The following is a 20,933-nucleotide window of genomic DNA, read 5'->3' as shown; positions in this document are numbered from 1 at the left end:
GACTCGCAAGAGCCGGGGCTTTTTGTTGGTGCGCTACAACGGCTTAGCCGTTGAACACGTCATCCACGCTTTGCAGCGGGTAGTGCTTCGGATACGGCAGGGTAGCCACACCGGTCTCGATCGCGGCTTTGGCCACGGCATCGGAGATCAGGGTGATCAGGCGTTTATCCATTGGTTTCGGGATGATGTACTCACGACCGAATGCCAGTGGGGCACCACCGTAGGCATCGCAGACGTCCTGAGGTACCGGCAGCTTGGCCAGTTCGCGCAGGGCGTTGGCGGCAGCCACTTTCATCTCTTCGTTGATGCGCTTGGCGCGAACGTCCAGGGCGCCACGGAAGATGAACGGGAAGCCCAGTACGTTGTTGACCTGGTTCGGGTAGTCCGAGCGGCCGGTGGCCATGATCACGTCGCTGCGAGTGGCGTGGGCCAGCTCAGGCGAGATCTCTGGGTCCGGGTTGGAGCAGGCGAACACGATCGGGTTGGCCGCCATGGACTTGAGGCCTTCGGCGCTCAGCAGGTTCGGGCCGGACAGGCCAACGAACACGTCGGCACCGTCGAGGGCGTCAGCCAGGGTGCGCTTGTCGGTAGCGTGGGCAAACATCGCCTTGTACTGGTTCAGGTCGGTACGCTCGGACTGCACAACGCCCTTGCTGTCGACCATGAAGATGTTTTCAAGCCGGGCGCCCATGCTCACCAGCAACTTCATGCAGGAGATGGCCGCAGCGCCAGCGCCCAGGCAGACGATCTGTGCGTCAGCCAGGGTTTTGCCGGCGATTTCCAGGGCGTTGATCATGCCGGCCGCAGTAACGATTGCGGTGCCGTGCTGGTCATCGTGGAATACCGGGATGTCGCACTGTTCGATCAGGGCCTTTTCGATCTCGAAGCACTCAGGTGCCTTGATGTCTTCCAGGTTGATGCCACCGAAGGTGATGGAAATGCGCTTTACGGTGTCGATGAAAGCTTGCGGGCTTTCGGAGTCGACTTCGATGTCGAAAACGTCAATGCCGGCAAAGCGCTTGAACAGCACGCCTTTACCTTCCATGACTGGCTTGGAAGCCAATGGGCCGAGGTTGCCCAGGCCGAGAATCGCGGTGCCATCGGAAATCACTGCAACCAGGTTGCCTTTGCCGGTGTACTTGTATGCCAGTTCAGGGTCGCGGGCGATTTCACGTACGGGCTCGGCAACGCCAGGGCTGTAGGCCAGCGACAGGTCGCGGGCGGTGGCAGTGGCTTTGGTGAGCTCTACACTCAGCTTTCCTGGACGAGGATGGGCATGATATTCGAGAGCGGCAGTTTTCAAATCAGACATATCGGCATTCCGCTTTTACTGTTGGTCGACGGACCGCCGAGGATACGCGTGTGAGAAAGTCCCCACAAGACTGGCCAGTCACTCCCGTCAAGGGCCGCGCACTACGACTTTTGGCCAAGAGCCACGGGATACAAGGGCTTAACTGTTCACAATCGAGATAAAAAATGTCTACAATTTTTTTATTAAAATTGCTTTGAGTGCAGCGCGGTGAAATCGCAGGTACAAAAAAGGCGCCCACAAGGGGCGCCTTTTTCAACAGCTGACAAAAGCCTGGAAGGCTTTTGAGCCTTACTCTGCTGGAGTAGCAGCAGGCTTCTTGCCGAAAGCACCAAAGCGATCTGCGAAGCGCTGTACACGGCCGCCGGTGTCCAGAGTTTTCTGCTTACCGGTGTAGAACGGGTGGCACTCGTTGCATACGTCAGTACCCAGTGGCTTGCACAGGTTCGAACGCGTTTCGAACTTGTTGCCGCAGCTGCAGGTTACTTCGATGGTTTCGTACGCTGGATGGATATCGGCTTTCATGGTGACTTCCTCGGGCTAGCGTGCCGCCACTCGACACTATTGTCGAATACCGCACGTAATTAGGCCGCGCATTCTACCAGACCTTTTTAAACGCGCAAGCGGCGCCTCCCGTGGTTTACCCACATAAAAGCCCCTTTCATCAGAAAAACCCCGGCATACCCAAGGCTGCCCCTGTCTGCTAGGCTCCCGCCCCTGCGCCACCGCCTGCCTTTATATGAGACTCCCCGCGTGCCCGACGCCATTTTGCGCCTAGCCCTGCCCTCGCCCCTGCGCCGCCTGTTTGACTACCGGGCCCCGGCCGGTGTGTTGCGGGCGCAGTTGCAGCCGGGCATGCGTGTGCGCGTGCCGTTTGGCCGTCGCGAGATGATCGGCATCCTGATCGAAGTGGCCGACCACAGTGAAGTCCCCGCCGAAAAGCTCAAGCCGGCCCTGGCCGTCCTCGACGCCACGCCGCCACTGCCGCCCGCGCTGTTCAAGCTGTGCCTGTGGACCGCCCAGTATTACCAGCACAGCCTCGGCGATACCTTGAGCTGGGCGCTGCCGGTGCTGCTGCGCCAGGGCGAACTGGCTGAAGCACGCCAGGAGCGTTTCTGGTCGATGGTGCCCGGCGCGCGCCTGGATGACCCGCGCATCGCCCGCGCCCCACGCCAGCGTGAAGCCCTCGCAACCCTGGCCCAACACCCCCACGGCGTGGCCCACCAGCTGTTAAGCAAGTTGATGCTAAGCAAAGACAGCCTCGACCTGCTGCTGGCAAAGGGCTTGGTGCAGGTGGAAATCCGCAAACACGCGCCAGACCCGCGCCACGACCATTGGCTGGCCCAGCCAGAATTACCGCTGAACCCCGAGCAACGCGCCGCCTATGAGGCCATTCGCACCGGTTTCGACAGTTTCCATGCCTTCCTGTTGGCCGGCGTCACCGGCAGCGGCAAGACCGAAGTGTATTTGCAGCTCATCCGCGAAACCCTGCAGGCCGGCAAACAGGCGCTGGTGCTGATCCCGGAAATCAACCTCGGCCCGCAAACACTGGCGCGCTTCGAACAGCGCTTCAACGCCCGCATCGCGCTGGTGCATTCGGCGGTCAACGACCGCGAGCGCCTGGAAGCCTGGCTGGCGGCACGGGACGGCGAGGCCGACATTATTATCGGCACCCGCTCGGCACTGTTCACGCCGATGAAAAATCCCGGGCTGATCATCATCGACGAGGAGCACGACGGCTCTTATAAACAGCAGGAAGGCCTGCGCTACCACGCCCGCGACTTGGCGCTGGTGCGCGCGCGCCAGGAAGACATCCCGATTGTGCTGGGTTCGGCCACGCCTTCGCTGGAGAGTTTGCACAACGCCTACACCGGCCGTTATGGCCTGCTGCGCCTCAACGAGCGCGCAGGCGGCGCCAAGCAACCACGCTTTCTGCGCCTGGATGTAAAAAGTCGCCCGCTGGACAGCGGGATTTCCGGGCCGATGCAGCAAGCCATCGGCCAAACCCTCGCCGCCGGCCAGCAAGTGCTGGTATTTCTCAACCGCCGAGGCTTTGCACCGACACTGCTATGCCATGACTGCGGCTGGATGTCCGAGTGCGAACGCTGCGATGCGCGCATGACCGTACACCAGCGCCACGGCGAACTGCGCTGCCACCACTGCGGCCATGTGGAGCGCGTACCGCGCCACTGTCCACAATGCGGCAAAGTGGATTTGCGCCCTGTGGGTGCGGGCACCGAACGCGCCGAGGAACGCCTGGGCATTCTATTCCCGGATTACCCGGTGCTGCGCGTCGACCGCGACAGCACCTCACGCAAAGACGCGATGAACCAGCTGTTCGCGACCATTCAGAAAGGCCAGCCGTGCATCTTGATCGGCACGCAGATGCTCGCCAAAGGGCACCACTTCCCACGGGTAACGCTGGTGTCGATCCTGGATGCCGACGGTGGTTTGTTCTCCGGCGACTTCCGCGCCAGTGAACGTATGGCGCAGTTGATCGTGCAGGTGGCAGGCCGTGCCGGGCGGGCCGAAGAACCGGGCAGAGTGATTATCCAGACGCACCTGGCCGACCATCCGCTGCTGATTCAACTGACAGAACAAGGCTACTTCGCTTTCGCCGAACAGGCCCTGAGCGAACGCCGCTCCGCCGGCCTGCCGCCGTTTGCCCACCTGGCGCTGTTGCGCGCCGAAGCGCACAAGCCAGGGCAGGCCGAAAGTTTTCTCGACGAGGCTTGCAGCGTCGCCGAACGTTTGCTCGGCGAACTGGGTCTGACCGGCATCGAATTGCTCGGCCCGGTGCCCGCACCGATGGAGCGCCGCGCCGGGCGGTATCGCGCTCAGCTACTCTTGCAGGCAACGTCGCGTGCACCGCTGCATCGGCTGTTAAGTAGCTGGATGCTTGCTCTGGAGCAAATGCCCAGCGGCCGCCAAGTGCGATGGTCGTTGGATGTGGATCCAGTGGACCTGTATTGATAGCAAGCCAACCCACACATGTAGAAGTATTCACCCATTAAAATGTGGGAGCGGGCTTGCCCGCGATGAGGCCCGCAGGTCTACCAACCTGTCTGAACGGTTGGCAAGCCCGCCCTCGCCACGGATAATGCCCAGTTTTTCCACCTGCGCATCGCGCGCCGCCGCTTGCGGTCGAAAGAGAACACCATGAAAGACACCATTCGCCAGCTGATCCAACAAGCCCTCACCCAACTCGTCAACGAAGGTGTGTTGCCTGAAGGCCTGTCGCCGGCGATCCAGGTGGAAAACACCCGCGACAAGACCCACGGCGACTTCGCCAGCAACATCGCGATGATGCTGTCCAAGCCTGCGGGCATGAAACCGCGCGACCTGGCGGAGAAAATCATCGCTGCGCTGCCGGCCGACGAGAGTGTGACCAAGGCCGAAATCGCCGGCCCGGGCTTTATCAACTTCTTCCAGAACACCCAGGCCCTGGCTTCGCGCCTGGACGCGGCCCTGGCCGACGCCAGGATCGGCGTGCGCAAGGCTGGCCCCGTGGAGCGTGTGGCAATTGACCTGTCGGCGCCCAACCTGGCCAAAGAGATGCACGTGGGCCACCTGCGCTCGACCATCATTGGCGATGGCGTGGCGCGGGTGCTGGAGTTTCTCGGCGACACCGTGATCCGTCAGAACCACGTGGGCGACTGGGGCACCCAGTTCGGCATGCTGATGGCGTATCTGCAGGAAAACCCGATCACCAGCAACGAGCTGGCCGACCTGGAAAACTTCTACCGCGCCGCCAAAAAGCGCTTCGACGAATCCGAAGAGTTTGCCGACCGCGCCCGTGGCCTGGTGGTCAAGCTGCAAGCCGGCGACCCTGAATGCCTGGCACTGTGGTCGCGTTTCCGGGATATCTCGCTGTCGCACTGCCAGGAAATCTACGAGCTGCTCAACGTGAAGCTGACCATGGCCGACGTAATGGGCGAAAGCGCCTACAACGACGACCTGATCAACGTGGTCAACGACCTCAAGGCCGCAGGCCTGTTGGTTGAGAGCAACGGCGCGCAGTGCGTGTTCCTCGAAGAATTCAAGACCGCCGACGGCGAGCCGCTGCCGGTGATCATCGTCAAGGCCGATGGCGGCTACCTCTACGCCACCACCGACCTGGCAGCCGTGCGCTACCGCAGCGGCGTGCTCAAAGCCGACCGCGCGCTGTACTTTGTCGACCAGCGCCAGGCCCTGCACTTCCAGCAGGTGTTCGAAGTGGCGCGCCGCGCAGGTTTCGTCACCCACCCGATGCACATGGAACACATGGGTTTTGGCACCATGAACGGCGCGGATGGCCGCCCGTTCAAGACCCGCGACGGCGGCACCGTGAAACTGATCGACCTACTCAACGAAGCCCAGGAACGTGCCTACAGCCTGGTGAAGGAAAAGAACCCGGAGCTGGCCGAGGCCGACCTGCGCAACATCGCCCGCGTAGTGGGCATTGGCGCAGTGAAGTACGCCGACCTGTCCAAGCACCGCACCAGCGACTACAGCTTCAACTTCGAACTGATGCTCAACTTCGAAGGCAACACCGCGCCGTACCTGCTGTACGCCTACACCCGTGTGGCCGGTGTGTTCCGCAAGCTGGGCAAGGACTTCAGCCAGGTTGAAGGCCAGATCGTGCTGGATGCCCCGCACGAACAGGACCTGGCGGCCAAACTGGCGCAATTCGGCGAAGTGCTGAACAGCGTCGGCGAAAAAGGCACGCCGCATATCCTCTGCACGTATTTGTACGAAGTTGCCGGCCTGTTCTCCAGCTTCTACGAGAACTGCCCGATCCTCACTGCCGACGATGAAGCCCAAAAGCAAAGTCGCCTGCGCCTCGCCGCACTGGCTGGACGGACCCTCAAGCAAGGCCTGGAACTGTTAGGCCTGGAAACCCTGGAGCGTATGTAAGTTGGCTGCCAAGAAAAAACCTGCACCCAAGCGCGGCGCCAGCCGCTATCAGGCACCGGCGAAGAAACCAATCCCGGGCTGGCTGTGGATGGCTATCGGCCTGGCGGTCGGCGCGTTTGTGGTGATCCTGATGAAGCTGGAGCCCGGCAAGGGCGATGACGTCAAACGGGTCAAGCAAGAACAGCAGAAGGCCACGAAAATCGCCGAGGCCAATAAAACAGCGCCAAGCCCGACCGCACCCGTGAAGCCGAAATACGACTTCTACACGCTGCTGCCGGAATCGGAAGTGATCGTGCCGCCTGATGCCGTGCCGGAGAAAACCCTGCCGACGCCGCAAGTGCCGACCACGCCGGTGACGCCAGCAGAAGCGGCGAAAATCGACACTGCACGTGCCCAGGCTGCGCTGGCCGGGATTACCCCGCCACCAGCGCCACCGGTAGCGGCCACCAAGGCGGCGCCGGTGACCAGGTTCTTCCTGCAAGCGGGCTCGTTCCCGAAACAGGCGGATGCGGATCGCGTGCGTGCGCAGATCATTTTGTTGGGCCAGTCGGTGACGGTTGAGTCCGGCACGGTCAAGGATGCGACCTGGTATCGCGTGCTGGTGGGGCCGTTCAGCAACCGTGAACAGCTGACCGTGGCGCAGAAACAACTGGCGGGCGCAGGCTTTAGCAATTTGTTGTTACAACAACGCCAGAGTCGCTGACTTAAAGCCAAAACCTAACCAATGTGGGAGCGGGCTTGCTGTGGCGAGCAAGCTTGCTTGCGCTGGGGTGCGAAGCGCCCCCAAAAAGCCGACTCCAGCTGCGCTGTCGAGCGGGAGCAAGCTCCCTCGCCACAGCAAGCCCGCTCCCACATTTGATTTTCAGCGCTCTCGGAGCCGCGTTCGACACATAACCGCCACTCGTCCGCACACACGTCCTACGGTTGAAATCCCCCCCGCCACCCCCATATGAGAATCCATCAGGGCATTTTCGCCCCGCTGCGTGGAGACTCTCCCCTTGACCACCATCGTTTCAGTACGTCGCCACGGCAAAGTTGTCATGGGCGGCGACGGCCAGGTTTCCCTGGGCAACACCGTGATGAAAGGCAACGCCAAAAAAGTGCGTCGCCTGTACCACGGCCAGGTGCTCGCCGGTTTCGCTGGCGCCACTGCCGACGCCTTCACCCTCTTCGAACGCTTCGAAGGCCAGCTGGAAAAACACCAGGGCCACCTCGTTCGCGCCGCTGTCGAACTCGCCAAAGAATGGCGCACCGACCGCTCCCTCAGCCGCCTGGAAGCCATGTTGGCCGTCGCCAACAAAGACGCGTCCTTGATCATCACCGGTAACGGCGATGTGGTTGAACCCGAGCACGGCCTTATCGCCATGGGTTCCGGCGGCGGCTACGCCCAGGCGGCAGCCAGCGCCCTGTTGAAGAAAACCGACCTGTCGGCCCGCGAAATCGTTGAGACCGCCCTGGGTATCGCCGGCGATATCTGCGTGTTCACCAACCACAACTTCACCATTGAGGAGCAGGACCTCGCCGAGTAAGCCGTAGGCTTATTCCCGCTTGAGGCCGCCAAACACTATGTCCATGACTCCCCGCGAAATCGTCCATGAACTTAATCGCCATATCATCGGCCAGGACGATGCCAAGCGCGCCGTTGCCATTGCGCTGCGTAACCGCTGGCGCCGGATGCAACTGCCCGAAGAACTGCGCGTTGAAGTAACGCCCAAGAACATCCTGATGATCGGGCCGACAGGCGTGGGTAAAACCGAAATCGCCCGGCGCCTGGCCAAGCTGGCCAACGCCCCGTTCATCAAGGTCGAAGCCACCAAGTTCACCGAAGTGGGCTACGTCGGCCGTGACGTCGAGTCGATCATCCGTGACCTGGCCGATGCCGCGTTGAAGATGCTGCGCGAACAGGAAGTGACCAAGGTCAGCCATCGCGCTGAAGACGCCGCCGAAGAACGTATTCTGGATGCCCTGCTGCCACCGGCACGCATGGGCTTCAACGAAGACGCCGCGCCAAGCTCGGATTCCAACACCCGCCAGCTGTTCCGCAAGCGCCTGCGTGAAGGCCAGCTGGACGACAAGGAAATCGAGATCGAAGTGGCCGAAGTGTCCGGCGTCGACATCTCCGCACCGCCTGGCATGGAAGAAATGACCAGCCAGCTGCAGAACCTGTTCGCCAACATGGGCAAGGGCAAGAAGAAAAGCCGCAAGCTCAAGGTGAAGGACGCGCTGAAACTGGTGCGCGACGAAGAAGCCGGGCGCCTGGTGAATGAGGAAGAACTCAAGGCCAAAGCCCTGGAAGCGGTCGAGCAGCACGGTATCGTGTTTATCGACGAGATCGACAAGGTGGCCAAGCGCGGCAACTCCGGCGGCGTCGATGTGTCCCGCGAAGGCGTGCAGCGCGACCTGCTGCCGTTGATCGAAGGCTGCACCGTGAACACCAAGCTGGGCATGGTCAAGACCGACCACATCCTGTTTATCGCCTCGGGCGCGTTCCACCTGAGCAAGCCAAGCGACCTGGTGCCGGAGCTGCAAGGCCGCCTGCCGATTCGCGTGGAACTCAAGGCGCTGACCCCTGGCGACTTCGAGCGCATCCTCAGCGAGCCGCATGCTTCGCTCACCGAGCAATACCGCGAACTGCTGAAAACCGAAGGTTTGGGCATCGAGTTCCAGCCGGACGGCATCAAACGCCTGGCGGAGATTGCCTGGCAGGTCAACGAGAAGACCGAGAACATCGGTGCCCGTCGCCTGCACACCCTGCTTGAGCGCTTGCTGGAGGAAGTGTCCTTCAGTGCGGGCGACATGGCTGGCTTGCAGAATGGCGAAGCGATCAAGATTGATGCTGAGTACGTCAATAGCCACCTGGGCGAATTGGCGCAGAACGAAGATCTGTCTCGTTATATCCTGTAAGTCATCTATCTGTGACAGCGGCCTTTTGTGGCGAGGGAGCTTGCTCCCGCTGGAGAGCGAAGCGCTCCCAAGATTTTGGGGCCGCTACGCAGCCCAGCGGGAGCAAGCTCCCTCGCCACACATAGCAGCCATACTGGACGACTTGCGCCATGACCAAATTCCCCACCGCTGTAAATTTGCACAAAACCTCCAACACTCTCGGCCTCACCTACGGGCCGAGCGAGGTCTACCAGCTCCCCGCCGAGCTGCTACGCACCCACTCGCCTTCCGCCGAGGTCCAGGGCCACGGCAAACCCATCCTGCAATTCGGCAAGCTCAACGTGCGGCTGACCAAGATAGAACCCGCCGGCCAGTACGCACTGAAATTGACCTTCGACGACGGCCATGACAGCGGACTGTTCACCTGGGACTACCTCTACCAATTGGCCGTGCGCCAGGAAGACCTGTGGGCCGACTACCTCGCTGAACTCAAAGCCGCCGGCAAAACCCGCGACCCGAGCGCATCGGTCGTGCGGCTGATGCTCTAACTCGGGCGTCTTGCTCTTTAGAGGGCATTTTCTAATTTCATCTGCTTGAATGCCCTGTCGCGTGGTCAATGATTGGCCCGCTTGCGAAAAAAATTAAACTCGGGTAACCAATGGAACTGGCAAGTTCCCTGCATTTGACGATGCGGTATCAACGGTCACCCGAGTCGCAGTACCAGGCTGGTGTCGTGTATCGAAATTGGGTGCGCAGCAATCGCCGGTACTCGTCTTTCGGACAATGGAGCGTCGTAGATGAGTAACAAGAATAACGATGACTTGAAACGCCAGGCCTCGGAAAACACCCTGGGGCTGAACCCGATCATCGCGTTACGCAAAAAGGATTTATTGGCCTCAGCGAAGATGGTGCTGACCCAAGCCATCAAGCAACCGTTGCACAGCGTCAAACACGTCGCGCATTTTGGCGTGGAATTGAAGAACGTGATGTTCGGCAAGTCCGCACTGGCCCCCGAAGGCGATGACCGTCGCTTCAACGACCCGGCGTGGAGCCAGAACCCGCTCTACAAGCGCTACCTGCAAACCTACCTGGCGTGGCGCAAGGAACTGCACGACTGGATCGGCGACAGCAACCTGTCCGAACAGGACATCAGCCGCGGCCACTTCGTGATCAACCTGATGACCGAAGCCATGGCCCCGACCAACAGCGCGGCCAACCCGGCGGCGGTCAAACGCTTCTTTGAAACCGGCGGCAAAAGCCTGCTTGATGGCCTGTCCCACCTGGCCAAAGACATGGTGCACAACGGCGGCATGCCCAGCCAGGTCAACATGGGGGCCTTTGAAGTCGGCAAGACCCTGGGCACCACTGAAGGCGCCGTGGTGTTTCGCAATGACGTGCTGGAGCTGATCCAGTACAAGCCCATCACCGAACAGGTGCACGAGCGCCCGCTGCTGGTGGTGCCGCCGCAGATCAACAAATTCTATGTATTCGACCTGTGCCCGGAGAAGAGCCTGGCGCGCTTCTGCCTGCGCAATGGCCAGCAGACGTTTATCGTCAGCTGGCGCAACCCCACCAAGGCGCAGCGCGAGTGGGGCCTGTCGACCTATATCGAGGCGCTCAAAGAAGCGGTGGATGTGGTCACGGCGATTACCGGCAGCAAAGACGTGAACATGCTTGGCGCCTGCTCCGGTGGCATCACCTGCACCGCGCTGCTGGGCCACTACGCGGCGCTGGGCGAGAAGAAGGTCAACGCCCTGACCCTGCTGGTGAGTGTGCTGGACACCACCCTGGACACCCAGGTGGCGCTGTTTGTCGACGAACAGACCCTGGAAGCCGCCAAGCGCCACTCCTACCAGGCCGGTGTGCTGGAGGGCCGCGACATGGCCAAGGTCTTCGCCTGGATGCGCCCCAACGACCTGATCTGGAACTACTGGGTCAATAACTACCTGCTCGGCAACGAGCCGCCGGTGTTCGACATCCTGTTCTGGAACAACGACACCACACGTTTGCCGGCCGCCTTCCATGGCGATTTGATTGAGCTGTTCAAGAACAACCCGCTGGTGCGCGCCAATGCCCTGGAAGTGTGCGGCACGCCGATCGACCTCAAGCAGGTGACCGCCGATATCTATTCCCTGGCCGGCACCAACGACCACATCACGCCGTGGCAGTCGTGCTACAAGTCGGCGCAGTTGTTTGGTGGCAAAGTGGAATTTGTGCTGTCCAGCAGTGGGCATATCCAGAGCATCCTCAACCCGCCAGGCAACCCCAAGGCGCGTTACCAGACCAGCGACGGTTTGGCCGGCAAGCCGCTGGAGTGGCAGGAGAATGCCACCAAGCACACTGACTCGTGGTGGCTGCATTGGCAGGCGTGGCAGGCAGAACGGGCGGGCAAATTGAAGAAAGCACCTACAAGCTTGGGTAGCAAAGCCTATGCCGCAGCTGAGGCGGCACCGGGTACTTATGTGCACGAACGATAAACGAAACACTGTTTTGTAGCTGGAATGCGTTCAACTGTGGGAGCGGGCTTGCTCGCGAAGGCGGTGTGTCAGCCACCGAATGCATCAACTGACTCACTGCTTTCGCGAGCAAGCCCGCTCCCACATTGATCGGGTTCCGACAGGGAAATATCGCGCCATTTCGCAGGGTAAGCCCATGCCGCAACCGTTCATCTTCCGTACCATCGACCTGGATGGCCAGACCATCCGTACGGCGGTACGCCCAGGCAAGCCGCACTTGACGCCGCTGCTGATCTTCAACGGCATCGGCGCCAACCTGGAGCTGGTGTTTCCGTTCGTCCAGGCGTTGGACCCGGACCTGGAAGTGATCGCCTTCGATGTGCCAGGTGTGGGGGGCTCCTCAACGCCCAGCGTGCCCTATCGCTTTCCCGGTTTGGCCAAGCTCACCGCACGCATGCTCGACTACCTGGACTATGGCCAGGTGAATGCGGTGGGTGTGTCCTGGGGCGGCGCGCTGGCGCAACAGTTTGCCTATGACTACCCCGAGCGCTGCAAAAAACTGATCCTGGCGGCGACGGCAGCCGGGGCCTTTATGGTGCCGGGCAAACCCAAGGTGCTATGGCTGATGGCAAGCCCCAGGCGTTATATCCAACCATCCCACGTAGTGCGCATTGCACCGATGATTTATGGCGGCTCGTTCCGCCGCGATTCCAAACTGGCCGCCGAACACGCGAGCAAAGTGCGCTCGGCGGGCAAGCTCGGTTATTACTGGCAGCTGTTTGCCGGCCTTGGCTGGACCAGCATTCACTGGTTGCACAAGATCCGCCAACCGACCCTGGTGCTGGCCGGCGATGACGACCCGCTGATCCCGCTGATCAATATGCGCATGCTCGCCTGGCGCATCCCCAACGCACAGCTGCACATCATCGATGATGGCCACTTGTTCCTGATTACCCGCGCCGAAGCCGTGGCGCCAATCATCATGAAGTTTCTTGAGGAGGAGCGCCTGCGCGCGGTGATTCACCCCCGACCCGCGGTGTAAGGACTACGCCGCCGCGCAACTTGCCAGGAACCGACTATGGTTCTGAATTGGCGTGCCTGTTGATGGCTTGACGAAGGAGTGTTGGCTCATGCGAGAAAGACCCGTGACGAACCCGGCGCCCACCCCAGCCGCGTTCATCAACGCGCAAAACGCGATCAGTGGCCTGCGAGGCCGGGATTTGCTGGCGACCCTGCGCAGCGTCGCCGACCATGGCTTGCGCAACCCGCTGTACACCGCTCGGCACGCCCTGGCCTTGGGCGGCCAACTCGGCCGCGTGCTGCTGGGTGAAACCGTGCATGCCCCCAACCCCGCCGACAACCGCTTCGCCGACCCCACCTGGGCGCTTAACCCGCTGTACCGGCGCAGCCTGCAAGCCTATTTGAGCTGGCAGAAGCAGACCCGTCACTGGATCGACGACAGCTCGATGAGCGCCGATGACCGCGCCCGCGCGCACTTTGCCTTCTCGCTGATCAACGATGCCGTCTCGCCCTCCAACACCTTGCTCAACCCGTTGGCCATCAAGGAGCTGCTCAACTCCGGCGGCAACAGTGTGGTACGCGGCGTGAGCAATTTGTTTAACGACTTGTTGCACAACAACGGCCTGCCCAGCCAGGTCAGCAAACACGCTTTTGAAGTGGGCAAAACGGTGGCAACCACCGCAGGTTCCGTGGTGTTTCGCAACGAGCTGCTGGAGCTGATCCAATACAAGCCCATGAGCGAAAAGCAGTACGCCAAGCCGTTGTTGATCGTGCCGCCGCAAATCAACAAGTACTACATCTTCGACCTCAGCCCCACCAACAGCTTTGTGCAATACGCCCTCAAAAACGGCCTGCAGACTTTTATGGTCAGCTGGCGCAACCCGGATGTGCGTCACCGCGAATGGGGCCTGTCCACCTATGTGGCGGCGCTGGAGGAAGCGCTGAATGTGTGCCGGGCGATTACCGGAGCCCGTGAGGTCAACCTGATGGGCGCCTGCGCCGGTGGCCTCACCATCGCCGCGCTGCAAGGCCACCTGCAAGCCAAGCGTCAGCTGCGGCGCATCTCCAGCGCCAGCTACCTGGTGAGCCTGCTGGACAGCCAGATCGACAGCCCGGCCACCTTGTTTGCCGATGAACAGACCCTCGAAGCCGCCAAGCGCCGCTCCTACCAGCAAGGCGTACTGGACGGCCGCGACATGGCCAAGGTCTTCGCCTGGATGCGCCCCAACGACCTGATCTGGAACTACTGGATCAATAATTACCTGCTGGGCAAAGAGCCGCCGGCGTTCGATATCCTCTACTGGAACAACGACAACACGCGCCTGCCCGCCGCGTTGCATGGCGACTTGCTGGACTTCTTCAAGCACAACCCGCTCAGCCACCCTGGCGGCCTGGAGGTGTGCGGCACGCCTATCGACCTGCAAAAAGTCACGGTGGACAGCTTCAGCGTGGCCGGCATCAACGATCACATCACGCCGTGGGACGCGGTGTATCGCTCCACGCAACTGCTGGGCGGCGAGCGGCGCTTTGTACTGTCCAACAGCGGGCATATCCAGAGCATCCTCAACCCGCCGGGCAACCCCAAGGCCAACTACGTCGAAAACCTCAAGCTGAGCAGCGACCCGCGCGCCTGGTACTACGACGCCAGCCACGTCGAAGGCAGCTGGTGGCCGCAGTGGCTGGCGTGGATCCAGCAGCGTTCGGGCGTGCAACGCGAAACCCTCACCGCCCTGGGCAACCAGAATTACCCACCGATGGAAGCGGCGCCGGGCACTTACGTGCGGGTGCGCTGAGCTCAACGATCAGATTAAGAAGACTGGATGAAGACCCGCGACCGTATCCTTGAATGTGCCCTGCAGTTGTTCAACCAAAAGGGCGAGCCGAACGTGTCGACCATGGAGGTGGCCAATGAAATGGGGATCAGCCCCGGTAACCTCTACTACCACTTCCATGGCAAGGAGCCCTTGGTGCTCGGGTTGTTCGAGCGTTTCCAGAATGAACTGGCGCCATTGCTCGACCCACCGGCGGATGCGCAACTGAGACCCGAGGATTACTGGCTGTTCCTGCACCTGATCATCGAGCGCCTGGCCCATTACCGGTTTCTGTTCCAGGACCTGTCAAACCTGGCCGGGCGTCTGCCAAAGCTGGCCAAGGGCATTCGCAACTTGCTGACAGCGCTCAAACGTACCCTGGCCTCATTGTTGGCGCGATTGAAGGCCGCGGGGCAATTGGTCAGTGACACCCAGGCATTGGGGCAATTGGTGGAGCAAATCACCATGACGCTGCTGTTCTCCCTGGATTACCAACGGATTCTCGACCGCGAGGGCGAGGTGCGTGTGGTGGTGTACCAGATCATGATGCTGGTAGCGCCACACCTGCTGTTACCGGCGCGGCAGGCGACGGAGCGCTTGGCACTGCGCTATCTGGATGATCACACCTGAAGGATCCTCAACCGGGCTCTCCGAACTGCTGAGTGAACTTAAACAGTTCGCTGTCGCTGCTGATACCCAACTTTCGGTAGGCCGACTGTTTTTGCGTACTGATCGTACTGGCACTGCGTGAGAACTTGGCCGCAATTGAGTTCACGGACATGCCATCCAGAAAACAGCGCAATACTTCCTGTTCTTTGGGAGTAAGCCTGGCGCGCAACGACAAGGGCGCAGACACACTCATGTTCGAGTTGATCTTTGCCACATCCAGAATGGGCTGCATATCCTGCAGTGCCGGCACCATAGAGGGTTGCAGGTAAATTCGCCCCTGGGCCACTGTTCTAATTGCGATGATCAACTCCGCCAGGGTCTGGGTTTTACTCACTATCCCCCAACATCCCGCCTTTAAAGACAGTGAAACGGTTGCAGGCGTGTAGTGCGACGACACAATTAACGGCCTGCACTTGCGAAAACGCCGATGCAGTAGTTGCAACAGGCTAAGGCCATCAATGTCTGACGGGGCCAGGATGAAGTCCATGACCACGACATCCGATGGCCGGCGCGCCAGCGCTTCAAGCAATTCCCTCCCCGTTGCGAAGGAGCCGATGATTTCGATGTCAGCCTCCTTGGCCACACCCAACTCGATTCCCTGCCGAACCATCTCGTGGTCATCTAACAGCATGACGGTATAAAGAGTAGCCATTGAAGTCAGCATCACAGCACCCGCATAAATAAATGCAGAACTGCACGCTATAGCCCAGCCGGGCACAGGGTTCAATATACGTACACAACATTACCACGCTTACTTACAGTAACCCCCTACAGAAACTTCTGAGAGACTTTTCTCAGTGACTAGCCTCGCCCCAAAAAACCAAAACAAAACAATACCCTTTCGAACAATCACGAACTAAAACTCGCGAGTTCTCTATAGAGAATATTCACTTTTAGATACAAATTACCTCCACCCGCCAAGCACAAAAATATCGACAAGAACCACAGAGGCTGCGCTTCGACTGATGGCGGGCAACACCCATAACTTACGACTGAGTAGACAATGAAATTCAACGTTTTATCTACTGTTGCAACTGCCCTGGCCTTGGCCGCCGCTGTATCGCCATCGGTCTACGCCACCGATGGCGTTATCAACTTCAGCGGCCTGGTGACGGATGTGACGTGCACCATCGAAGGCGCGGCGCCTGGCACCGGTGCAGTGGTCAAGGACGTGAATTTGGGCGGCGTGTCCGCTGCACGCCTGGCTACCGCCGGTAGCCGGGCCAACCTGACCGGTTTTACCATTCGCATTGGCGCCCCCGGCGAGGGTAGTTGCACTAACGGGCGTACCGCCATGATTGCCTTTGACCCGACCAGCCCGGCCATCGACGTGGCCACCGGGCGGTTGAACATCGATGGTTACGACGACCCTTCGGACTCCACCACCGCCAAAAATGTGCAAGTCGAAGTCACCGGCCGCAACGGCACGCCCATCAATGTCTACACCGAGAAATCGGAAGGCGTGGTGATTGCCGACAACCAGGCAATCATCCCACTGGCAGCGCAGTTGTATGCGAATGGCCCCGCCACCGAAGGCAAGGTCAACACGCGGGTCGGCTTTATGGTCGAGTACGCCGAATAAGGAGCGAGCGGGCCTGCACAGCAGGCTCCATCCTGATGAGAAGAGACCAACGACGATGAAAGGAAAAATTTGCCTTGGGTTTGCCTGCTGTGTTTTTGCCGTATTGGCACTGCTGGCGTTTCCCGCCGATGCCGGCGTGATTATTCATGGCACTCGCGTGATATACCCCGCCGAACGCCACGAGGTTGTTGTGCGCCTGGAGAACAAGGGCAACCACCCCGCACTGGTACAAGCCTGGCTCGATAACGGCGACCGTCACTCAACACCTGCGACGGCAAACACACCGTTCACCCTGTCGCCACCGATTTTCCGTATCGAGCCCCTCCAGCAACAGGCGTTGCGCCTGCGCTATAGCGGCGAGTCGCTGCCTGTCGACCGCGAAAGGCTCTTCTGGCTGAACGTCCTGGAAATACCCCCAAGTACCAAAAGCGCGCAAAACAATCAGATCGAATTGTCGTTCCGTACCCGTTTGCGGGTGTTTTTGCGCCCACAGGCGTTGCCGTACCCAGTCGGCAAGGCCGCATCAAAACTGCAATGGCAACTGGTGGCCCACGACCAGGGTTTCGCCCTGCGCGTCACCAACCCTACGCCGTACCATATTTCACTCGCCTCGGTCGAATTGCTCAGCGCCGGCAAACGGTTCAGCAAAGCCCCCAATCAGGCGGCCAACGATAGCCTGCTGCTGCCCGCCGGCGACGTAAAGCTGTTCGCGCTCCCCCTGCTGCGAGAGCGCCCGAACGCTGCTGCGAGGGTTGAGTTCACCACCGTCAGCGACTTCGGTGCCCGCGTGCGCCACTCGGCTGACCTTATTTCCAGCGCCGGATGCCCCCCTGTATGAACACTCCTTCGATTTCACATCGGCTGATGAGGCTCACGGTACTGGCACTGACACTACTGGGCGCGACCACGCTGCAGGCCAGTGTCGTGATCAGCAGCACGCGTATCATTTACCCGCAGCAGGACAAGGAAGTGATAGTCCGGCTGGAGAGCAAGAATCAGGCACCAGTGCTGGTCCAGACATGGCTGGACAATGGCGACGAGCACGCACCCCCTGAAAGTACGGCAATACCCTTCGTCGTCACGCCGCCGATCTTTCGCATGGAGCCGGGGAAACAACAGGTGGTGCGCGTGGCCTATACGGGCGAAACCTTGCCCTCCACCCAGGAGAGCATGTTCTGGTTCAACGTGCTGGAGGTGCCCGCACAATCGCTGGAAGCCCAGCAGAGCAATCAGCTGCAGCTCGCCTTCCGCTCTCGAATCAAACTGTTTTTGCGCCCGGCGAAGCTGCCTTATGCCGTTGAGGCCGCGCCTGGAAAATTGCAATGGCGTCGCATATCGACCGCGCAAGGCCAAGCGCTGGAAGTCTTCAACCCCACGCCTTATCACGTGACGTTCGAGACCATCGAAGTGCTGGAAGCCGGGCAGCGCCATGCCCGCAAAAGCGCCTTATCAGGCAGCGAAAACATGGTGATACCCGCAGGTCGCAATCGCTTTGAGCTGCCCACGCTCAAGTCGTCGTTCAGCACCCCGGTAACCGTGGAATTCCAGACGCTCGACGACTTTGGGGTGAAGGTCGCCCATAGCAGCAAGGTCGCGTCATGACCGACAGGACACGCTGGCGTCTACCGTAACCGAAGGTCGCCTGTGGTCAGTCGGCCACGCCATTCACCTCACCCCACACCTGTGTGTCGATGCCCATTTATGCGGGCAGGGCCCTCCTATGCCGACATTCGGCTGACACCTGTTTTTGAGAGCGGTAACCATGAGTTTGAACACGCCAGCCGGCCTGAAAAACAGCCCCCAGGCACAACGTCGCTTGAAGCTCGCGATGCATAGCCTGCTGCTGGCAAGCAGCGCTTATACCCTCGGCGCCCCAGCTGCCGAGCAGGTCGAGTTCAACCCGGCGTTCTTTCCGGGCGGCGCGAGTGGCCTGCAAGTCGATATTTCCAGGTTCAACCAAGGCAACGTCGTACTGCCGGGCAGCTACCGCGCCGACGTCCACCTCAACAGCCAATGGATCGGACGCGAGACTGTGTGGTTCGCCAACGTCGAAGGCCAGCGCAGCGCGCAATTGTGCCTGGCACGCGAGGCGCTGCTCAGGTTTGGCATCACGCTGGACGGCGTTGCAACCTCTGCACTGGCCAACTGTGCCGACATCGCGACTTACCTGCCCGGTGCCGGCAGCCAATTCGACGCGGGTGAAAACCGCCTGGACCTGCAGATTCCGCAGATCTACCTGGCGCGTCAGCCACGCGGCTATGTTGACCCACAGCATTGGGACAGCGGCATTAACGCGGCATTTGTGCGCTACAACGCCAATACGTTTGCCACGCGAGCCAGTGGCCGCTCGCTGGGCTCCAGCTACCTGGGTTTGAACACCGGGCTCAACCTTGGCGATTGGCACTGGCGCCACAACGGCAGCTACAGCACTACCCACCTCGCCTCGGGTTACCAAAGCAGCGCCACCTATGCACAACGTGAACTGAGCCCGCTGCACTCGCAGTTGATGATGGGAGAGATCTACACCCCCGGCGAGCTGTTCGACAGCGTGCGCCTGCGGGGCGCCAGCCTGTTCAGCGATGACCGGATGCTGCCCGACTCGCTGACCGGCTTTGCGCCGGTGGTACGCGGCGTTGCCGAGACCAACGCCCGAGTCAGCGTACGCCAACGTGGCGTGTTACTGGATGAAGTCTCCGTCGCCCCAGGCCCGTTTGTGCTCAGCGACTTGTTCCCCACCGGCTACGGTGGCGACCTGAACGTCACGATCACCGAGGCCGATGGCCGCACACGCGAGTTCATTGTGCCGTTCGCTGCCAACGCCAATTTGCTGCGCCCCGGTTATGGCCGCCATTCGTTGAGTATCGGCCAGCTGGATGAAATTGGCCTGCACCACCCTCCCTCGCTGATGCAGGCCACCTATCAGCACGGACTGAGCAACCTGCTCACAGCCTACACGGGCGCCGTTATGGGCGAAGACTACCGGTCGCAATTGGTGGGAACAGCCTTCAACACGCCCATCGGGGCGCTGTCTCTTGACCTGACCCACTCAAACGCCCACCTGCCGAGCCACTCCTCGCGTGAAGGGCAAAGCCTGCAACTGCGCTACAGCAAAAATTTTGCGCACACCGGTACTCACTTCGCCCTCGGTGCGTACCGGTATTCCACCGAAGGTTTTTTGAGCGTGAGTGATGCTGCCCACGTTCGCGACCTCGCCATCGACGGGTTGAAGCTCGACAGTGTCTCGCGCCTGCGCGACCGCATGGACATCAGCCTCAATCAGAGCGTGGGCGACGCCTCGCTGTACCTGACCGGCTCCTCGCAAAACTATTGGAACCGTACCAACGGTAACCTGACTTTCACCGCCGGATACAGCGGCACCTGGCAGGGGCTGCACTACACCGTCAGTGCGCAGCGTACCCGTGACCTGCTCAGTGAACGCGTCGACAAGCAGGTCGATTTCACCGTGAGTTTGCCACTGGGCAGTGGCGCACGCTCTCCCACCTTGACCACCACCGCCTATCGGGGCGACCAAAGCAACGGCGAGCGTGCAAGCCTGGGTGGCAGTCTTGGCGAGCGCAGTGAGTTGGGTTATGGCGTGAGCAGCAGTCGGGCCCAGGGCACCGGCAACGCCACCAGCGCCGACCTTAAATACCAGACCAGTCACGGCATGTTGTCGGCGGGCTACGGCCAGAGCAATGCCTACCGCTCGACATCATTTGGAATCACGGGGGGCATTGTCGCCCATGCCGGCGGCGTGACGTTCGCACCGGAGTTGGGCGACACCATCGGCATCGTCCGGGCGCCCGACGCCCTGGGTGCGCGGATCAATGGTCATCACAGCGCCCAAATCGGCAAAAGCGGCTTTGCCGTAGTCCCTCACCTTACGCCCTACCGCCAGAACGTTGTCGAGCTGGACCCTAAGGACTTGTCGGTCGACGTGGAGTTAAAGACCGCCGCTCAGAACGTCGCCCCTCGATCAGGCGCGGTGGTGCAGTTGCAGTTCGAAACAGTCAGCGGCCAGGCAGCACTGATCACAGCGGTGCGCGAGGGCGGCGGCCCGTTGCCGTTTGGTGCCGATGTGTTTGACGAAAACGGCGCCAGCGTCGGGATTGTCGGCCAGGCCGGTAAGGCATTTGTGCGCGTTGCGAATACGCAAGGTCAGTTGACCGTGAAGTGGGGCAGCCAGGCGGGCGCTTCATGCCGGTTCAACTACGACCTGCGCGCCAAACCAGATGGAGGCACGCGTTTACATCAACTGAACGCGGGCATTTGCAAGGCCCAGCACGCTCCTTGAGCGTAACCTCTAC

Annotated in this window: 17 protein-coding genes; 14 read left to right on the top strand and 3 right to left on the bottom strand. The window is 60.8% G+C overall.

Translation table 11 applies throughout. The features are described 5' to 3' along the window. Positions 1-43: 43 nt before the first annotated feature. Both ACTD9P_RS11965 and rpmE read right to left on the bottom strand, forming a co-directional pair. The gene (locus tag ACTD9P_RS11965; protein ID WP_138817205.1) at positions 44-1,312 is read right to left on the bottom strand and encodes a malic enzyme-like NAD(P)-binding protein; all 1,269 of its coding nucleotides are present in this window, start codon (positions 1,310-1,312) and stop codon (positions 44-46) included. 288 nt (positions 1,313-1,600) lie between these two features. Continuing rightward, a complete protein-coding gene (gene rpmE / locus ACTD9P_RS11960) occupies positions 1,601-1,834 on the bottom strand; it encodes a 50S ribosomal protein L31 (RefSeq protein ID WP_005784030.1) in 234 nt (77 codons plus the stop codon). A gap of 228 nt (positions 1,835-2,062) precedes the next feature. On the opposite strand from rpmE, the gene ACTD9P_RS11955 reads away from it, so the two are divergent. The 10 genes from ACTD9P_RS11955 (at position 2,063) to ACTD9P_RS11910 (ending at position 15,005) form a co-directional block, all read left to right on the top strand. Continuing rightward, positions 2,063-4,282, top strand: a complete 2,220-nt coding sequence (locus ACTD9P_RS11955) for a primosomal protein N' (protein WP_438867876.1) — start codon at positions 2,063-2,065, stop codon at positions 4,280-4,282. A 186-nt stretch (positions 4,283-4,468) separates the two neighbouring features. Further along, complete coding sequence (gene argS / locus ACTD9P_RS11950; RefSeq protein ID WP_438867875.1) at positions 4,469-6,205, top strand: arginine--tRNA ligase; 1,737 nt, start codon at positions 4,469-4,471, stop codon at positions 6,203-6,205. Position 6,206: 1 nt separating this feature from the next. After that, the gene (locus ACTD9P_RS11945) at positions 6,207-6,908 is read left to right on the top strand and encodes an SPOR domain-containing protein (RefSeq protein ID WP_438867874.1); all 702 of its coding nucleotides are present in this window, start codon (positions 6,207-6,209) and stop codon (positions 6,906-6,908) included. Positions 6,909-7,203: 295 nt separating this feature from the next. Next, the gene (hslV, locus tag ACTD9P_RS11940) at positions 7,204-7,734 is read left to right on the top strand and encodes an ATP-dependent protease subunit HslV (protein WP_010563201.1); all 531 of its coding nucleotides are present in this window, start codon (positions 7,204-7,206) and stop codon (positions 7,732-7,734) included. Between the two features lie 37 nt (positions 7,735-7,771). Beyond that, positions 7,772-9,109, top strand: coding sequence for an ATP-dependent protease ATPase subunit HslU (gene hslU, locus ACTD9P_RS11935; RefSeq protein WP_138817210.1), 1,338 nt, complete (start codon positions 7,772-7,774; stop codon positions 9,107-9,109). A 149-nt stretch (positions 9,110-9,258) separates the two neighbouring features. Then, complete coding sequence (locus tag ACTD9P_RS11930) at positions 9,259-9,636, top strand: gamma-butyrobetaine hydroxylase family protein (RefSeq protein ID WP_438867873.1); 378 nt, start codon at positions 9,259-9,261, stop codon at positions 9,634-9,636. A gap of 249 nt (positions 9,637-9,885) precedes the next feature. Further along, positions 9,886-11,565, top strand: coding sequence for a class II poly(R)-hydroxyalkanoic acid synthase (gene phaC, locus ACTD9P_RS11925; RefSeq protein WP_438867872.1), 1,680 nt, complete (start codon positions 9,886-9,888; stop codon positions 11,563-11,565). Between the two features lie 175 nt (positions 11,566-11,740). Beyond that, positions 11,741-12,586 (top strand): poly(3-hydroxyalkanoate) depolymerase, encoded by an 846-nt coding sequence (gene phaZ, locus ACTD9P_RS11920; protein ID WP_017138580.1) that lies wholly within the window; start codon positions 11,741-11,743, stop codon positions 12,584-12,586. An 88-nt stretch (positions 12,587-12,674) separates the two neighbouring features. Further along, positions 12,675-14,357, top strand: a complete 1,683-nt coding sequence (phaC, locus tag ACTD9P_RS11915) for a class II poly(R)-hydroxyalkanoic acid synthase (protein ID WP_438867871.1) — start codon at positions 12,675-12,677, stop codon at positions 14,355-14,357. A gap of 27 nt (positions 14,358-14,384) precedes the next feature. Further along, on the top strand, positions 14,385-15,005 hold the full coding sequence (locus ACTD9P_RS11910; protein WP_438867870.1) for a TetR/AcrR family transcriptional regulator: 621 nt from the start codon (positions 14,385-14,387) through the stop codon (positions 15,003-15,005). A 7-nt stretch (positions 15,006-15,012) separates the two neighbouring features. Here ACTD9P_RS11910 and ACTD9P_RS11905 read toward each other — a convergent pair whose 3' ends face one another. After that, positions 15,013-15,708, bottom strand: coding sequence for a response regulator (locus tag ACTD9P_RS11905; RefSeq protein WP_438867869.1), 696 nt, complete (start codon positions 15,706-15,708; stop codon positions 15,013-15,015). A gap of 339 nt (positions 15,709-16,047) precedes the next feature. Here ACTD9P_RS11905 and ACTD9P_RS11900 point away from each other — a divergent pair, with 339 nt between their 5' ends. From ACTD9P_RS11900 to ACTD9P_RS11885, 4 genes are all read left to right on the top strand, one after another. After that, positions 16,048-16,626, top strand: a complete 579-nt coding sequence (locus ACTD9P_RS11900) for a fimbrial protein (protein WP_438867868.1) — start codon at positions 16,048-16,050, stop codon at positions 16,624-16,626. Positions 16,627-16,681: 55 nt separating this feature from the next. Then, positions 16,682-17,464 (top strand): fimbrial biogenesis chaperone, encoded by a 783-nt coding sequence (locus tag ACTD9P_RS11895; protein WP_438867867.1) that lies wholly within the window; start codon positions 16,682-16,684, stop codon positions 17,462-17,464. Next, positions 17,461-18,228 (top strand): fimbrial biogenesis chaperone, encoded by a 768-nt coding sequence (locus ACTD9P_RS11890; protein ID WP_438867865.1) that lies wholly within the window; start codon positions 17,461-17,463, stop codon positions 18,226-18,228. The genes ACTD9P_RS11895 and ACTD9P_RS11890 overlap by 4 nt, the downstream gene beginning before the upstream one ends. Positions 18,229-18,388: 160 nt before the next feature. Then, positions 18,389-20,920 (top strand): fimbria/pilus outer membrane usher protein, encoded by a 2,532-nt coding sequence (locus ACTD9P_RS11885; protein WP_438867864.1) that lies wholly within the window; start codon positions 18,389-18,391, stop codon positions 20,918-20,920. Positions 20,921-20,933 lie beyond the last annotated feature (13 nt).

The sequence above is a fragment of the Pseudomonas onubensis genome (assembly GCF_965653655.1).
Taxonomy (GTDB): domain Bacteria; phylum Pseudomonadota; class Gammaproteobacteria; order Pseudomonadales; family Pseudomonadaceae; genus Aquipseudomonas.
The sequence above is the reverse complement of the archived record's forward strand: the minus strand, read 5'-3'. Positions and strand labels throughout refer to the sequence as shown.